This window comes from Candidatus Hydrogenedentota bacterium (assembly GCA_018005585.1).
Classification (GTDB): domain Bacteria; phylum Hydrogenedentota; class Hydrogenedentia; order Hydrogenedentales; family JAGMZX01; genus JAGMZX01.
Genome location: JAGMZX010000266.1, coordinates 1 through 3,894, shown reverse-complemented (window position 1 = coordinate 3,894; position 3,894 = coordinate 1). Strand labels below are relative to the sequence as shown.

General features: G+C 61.8%; 7 protein-coding genes. 3 read left to right on the top strand and 4 right to left on the bottom strand.

Features of this window, described 5'->3' with window-relative positions:
* On the bottom strand, positions 1–562 hold a 562-nt coding region (locus KA184_23530; GenBank protein ID MBP8132562.1), incomplete at its 3' end, for a DUF2088 domain-containing protein.
* 222 nt (positions 563–784) lie between these two features.
* Between KA184_23530 and KA184_23525 the strand changes: the two genes are divergently transcribed.
* Complete coding sequence (locus tag KA184_23525) at positions 785–889, top strand: type II toxin-antitoxin system prevent-host-death family antitoxin (protein MBP8132561.1); 105 nt, start codon at positions 785–787, stop codon at positions 887–889.
* Between the two features lie 182 nt (positions 890–1,071).
* Complete coding sequence (locus KA184_23520; GenBank protein ID MBP8132560.1) at positions 1,072–1,377, top strand: PIN domain-containing protein; 306 nt, start codon at positions 1,072–1,074, stop codon at positions 1,375–1,377.
* Between the two features lie 17 nt (positions 1,378–1,394).
* Here KA184_23520 and pdxB read toward each other — a convergent pair whose 3' ends face one another.
* From pdxB to KA184_23505, 3 genes are all read right to left on the bottom strand, one after another.
* A complete protein-coding gene (pdxB, locus tag KA184_23515) occupies positions 1,395–2,540 on the bottom strand; it encodes a 4-phosphoerythronate dehydrogenase PdxB (protein ID MBP8132559.1) in 1,146 nt (381 codons plus the stop codon).
* Complete coding sequence (locus KA184_23510) at positions 2,537–2,803, bottom strand: DUF4282 domain-containing protein (GenBank protein MBP8132558.1); 267 nt, start codon at positions 2,801–2,803, stop codon at positions 2,537–2,539. Before KA184_23510 ends, pdxB begins: the two co-directional genes overlap by 4 nt.
* A 185-nt stretch (positions 2,804–2,988) precedes the next feature.
* The gene (locus KA184_23505) at positions 2,989–3,414 is read right to left on the bottom strand and encodes a type II toxin-antitoxin system VapC family toxin (GenBank protein ID MBP8132557.1); all 426 of its coding nucleotides are present in this window, start codon (positions 3,412–3,414) and stop codon (positions 2,989–2,991) included.
* A gap of 146 nt (positions 3,415–3,560) precedes the next feature.
* Here KA184_23505 and KA184_23500 point away from each other — a divergent pair.
* A partial coding sequence (locus KA184_23500; GenBank protein MBP8132556.1) for an NCS2 family permease occupies positions 3,561–3,894 on the top strand: 334 nt, incomplete at its 3' end.

The following is a 3,894-nucleotide window of genomic DNA, read 5'->3' as shown; positions in this document are numbered from 1 at the left end:
CGAGCCAGTGGAAGAGGTTCAAGATGTCCGCACCGGCTACGCCCGGGAAGAAGTACTTGTTGCCGCCGCTGAACCCGACCACTTCGTGCGGGAACACCGGCCCCATAATGCATACGAGGTCATAGTCTAGGACGCGCCGGTTCACAAGGACGTCCACCGGCTGGCGCATCCGGCCTTCGGAGAGTTCGGCGATTTCCGCTTCGTTTAGAGTCCCTACGCGCGCGAGTGCCGCGGGGTTGTTCCATTCGTGGTTGTAAATGCCCAGGTCCGCGTACACCGTTTCGCGCTCGCGCGGCGTGATGCCCAGGCGCGGAAAGATGACGTCGTCCGGTTCGGGCGGGTGTGTGCCTAGCGCGATCAGCACGTCCATCTTCTTTGCGCGCCCGCGCAACGCGTCCCACGCCGCGCGAAACATCGCGGACATCGGCATGCTGCGCGTATGGTCCGGAATGATGAACAATACGCGCTTGCCGTCCAGCGGCGTCGCGTCAAGCGCTTCCCGCACCGCTGCGCGGATGGCGTCATCGCTCAAGAAACCGTTTTCGCTGATATGCGAAAACACGGCGCATTCTCCTGGATTCGCGCGGCCCTGAGGCCGCAATCGGGTTTTTCCGGATGCCGCGAGAATAGTACTTCTACACTGTTTGGGAAGGCAAGTGGCGGATGCTCCAGATGCCGGGAACGCCATGGCAACCGGGGGCATGGCAACCGGGGGATTGCGTCCGGTGCGCATCGAGCACACATTCTAGACAGTCTAGCCAGAAAGAGCCCCGAGGTACAGACAATGTCAAACACGTGGCAATTGCAGGACGCTAAGAATCGGTTCAGCGAAGTGGTGGAAAAGGCTGTTGCCGAGGGGCCGCAGCACGTGACCCGGCGCGGGCGGTAGAGCCTCGTGGAGTTCTTGCGAGTTGCTCCACTCAAGGGGACCAAACTGGACCGGGCCAAGGACGCGCCGCGAAAGAGCGACTCGTGAAATACCTGATTGATACCTGCGTCATTTCGGAAATGGCCAAATCCAGGCCAAACCCGAAAGTGGTGGCGTGATTGGACAGTTGCGAAGAGGGAGATGTGTACGTCAGCGTCTTGACGCTCGGGGAGATTCAAAAGGGTATAGCAAGACTCGCCGGTCCGAAGCGGCAAAATGCGGTCCAGCATTGGCTGGATGGCGGCTTGCGCCCGCGCTTCGCGGGCAGGATTCTTCCTGTCGATGAGGCAGTGGCGCTGACATGGGGGCTGATCCAGGCCGAGGTCGACCGGCGCCGGCAGACCGTGCCAACGATTGACGGGTTATTGGGCGCCACGGCAATCGCCGCGAACCTGGTGGCCGTAACGCGCAATGAGGGGGCGTCATTCCCACCGGTGCGCGGGTCTTGAATCCCTGGAAACTGTAGTCATGCCGGCGCGGATGTGCGGAAACCGATTCCGGCCAATTGCCGTTCCAGGCGTTGGTCCGGCGGGCTGACACACGTGCGCGTATTCTGGAACTCGCGCCGGCGCCAGTATTCCTTGCGCAAACGGTCGAAATACGCGCCGTGCGCGGCGTCCGGCATCCCGAGAAGGTCACGCATGGCCGCATCGTCGCGCATGATGTCGTAGACGGCCCGCACCGTGCGCGACAGCGCGTCCGGTTCGTCGGAATAGACCGTTACCTCAGGCATGTCGGGTTCGGGGAGCAGCGGCGCCGGGTCCCAGGCCGGGGGAATGCCCAGGAAGCGGCAAGCGGCTTCGTAAACCTGAACGGTTCCGTTGACCTTGCCGTCGAAGGAGTAGCCCGCAATGTGCGGCGTGCCTATATCGACCAGCTCCAGCAACTCGATGTCCACTTGCGGCTCGCCCTCCCACACGTCAAGCACGGCCCCCCGCAGGCGACCGCTTTCAAGCACGGCCTTGAGCGCTGTGTTGTCGCACACCGCCCCGCGCGCCGTGTTTAAGAAAAGCGCGCCGGTTTTCATGGCGCGCAGGAACCGCTCGTCCGCCAGATGCCACGTGGGATGCGTCCCGCCCTTTTCCAGCGGCACGTGCAATGTGACGATGTCGCAGTCGAGGATTTCTTCGACCGGTCGATATATGGGGTCGTCCGTCCGTTCCAGCAAGGGTGGGTCGTTCAGCACGCAGCGCAGCCCCACCGCCTCGGCCTTGCGCAGCACGCGCCCGCCCACGTTGCCGACCCCCACGATGCCGAGCGACTTGCCTTCGAGCGAGAACGAGTGCCGCTCCGCGAGCGCCAGCAACGCCGCGACGATATACTCGGCTACGCTGTTCGCGTTGCAGCCCGGCGCGCTCGAAAAAGCGATGCCGCGCGAGGACAAATATGCTTTGTCGATGTGGTCTTCGCCAATCGTGCACGTGCCCACGAAACGGACACGCGACCCGTCGAGCAGCGCCTCGCTCACTTTCGTGATGGAGCGGACAATGAGCAGGTCCGCGTCCCGCACGATGCCGGGCGCCATCGCACGCCCGGGGACCGTTATGACCTCGCCCAGAAGGCCGAACGCATCCCGGGCGTAAGGGATGTTCTGGTCCGCGACAATCCTCACAGGCCCTGTTGATTCCTCGCTGTCTTTTCGACCGCGTTCTTAATGTCGGTCAGCGTATCGTTCATCTTGAACAACAAGATGAGCAGCTCCGCGTATATGCGCACAGCCACCGGCCCGAACACCATCATGAGCAGCCCCGCGAGAGGCGCGCCGGAGAAGAGTGAAACCAGTCCGGCAAGCACGCACGCGACCACGCCTAGCCAGAAAACGACCTGAATGATGACCGGCGTCAACATCTTGCGAAAGGCCAGAAAGTCTTCCATTGCGTCTCCCTCCATCTTGTTGTGGCGGGCACCGTCTCCCGCGGGCACGCGCATACGCGCCCGCGCCGCGGCCCCCTGCCTTCCCGCATGACAGACACGATAGCACACTTCTGCGCGATAAGACAGAGGGGAACGTAAACGCTCGGAGAGACCACGGGCCGCGTATGCGCATGCGAACGCAGGATTCAGACGAGTGTGTCTTCCACCCAGACGACCCGCGGCGCATATGGCGCGCAGGCAACGGCCCTGTACAGCCGCGCATCCTCTGTTACCAGCGTTGCGTCCAGATGCGCAGATGCAGAGGTGTAAAGAGCGTCGCACATGGTCAAGTCTTCGTTGAGAGAAATGTCGAAAGCGAAAGCAAGCACTTGCATGTCCGGGACATAAACTATGGAAAGGGACCGGGTCTCGTTGCGAAGACGGCATGCTTCGACATGAATGACTTGGTTCCGGCGCCGCTTCTTTACGATGACGTTATGCACTTCAATGGCCATCAAGGCTGGCGCGTGTAAGGTATGGGGGCAGAACAACAATTGACGTGCCGCCTCCGTGTGTGGTTCCTGGAGACGCCATTTCGCCAAGACGCTGGCGTCTGTAACCAATCTGATCACCGGTCGCCAGACTCGCGGATAATCGCCGCGGAATCGTCGAAGTGCTTCTTGTATAGGCTCTTTCGCACGGCGTCGAGACCGCACGGGGCTTGCATACCTGACCACGCCGTAGTATTGTTTTTTGATGGAAAAGTCGGGGATGCAGCATGAACGCCTTGGACCGGTATTTCGGAATCGAAGCTTCGGGTTCCACGTTGCGCCGCGAGATTGTCGGCGGCCTCACCACGTTTGCAACGATGAGCTACATCATCTTCGTGCAGCCGGCGGTCCTGTCGGGGGCGGGCATGTCTTCTGGCTACGTCATGCTGGCCACGTGCCTGTCAGCGGCCGTGGCGACGCTGCTGATGGGGCTACTCGCCCGATACCCGATCGCGCTTGCGGCGGGTATGGGGGAGAATTTTCTGTTTGTCTACGTCTGTTCCGAGGGTGAGAGAGGCCTGGGGTTCGGCTGGCAGGCGGGACTCGCCATCGTACTGGTCT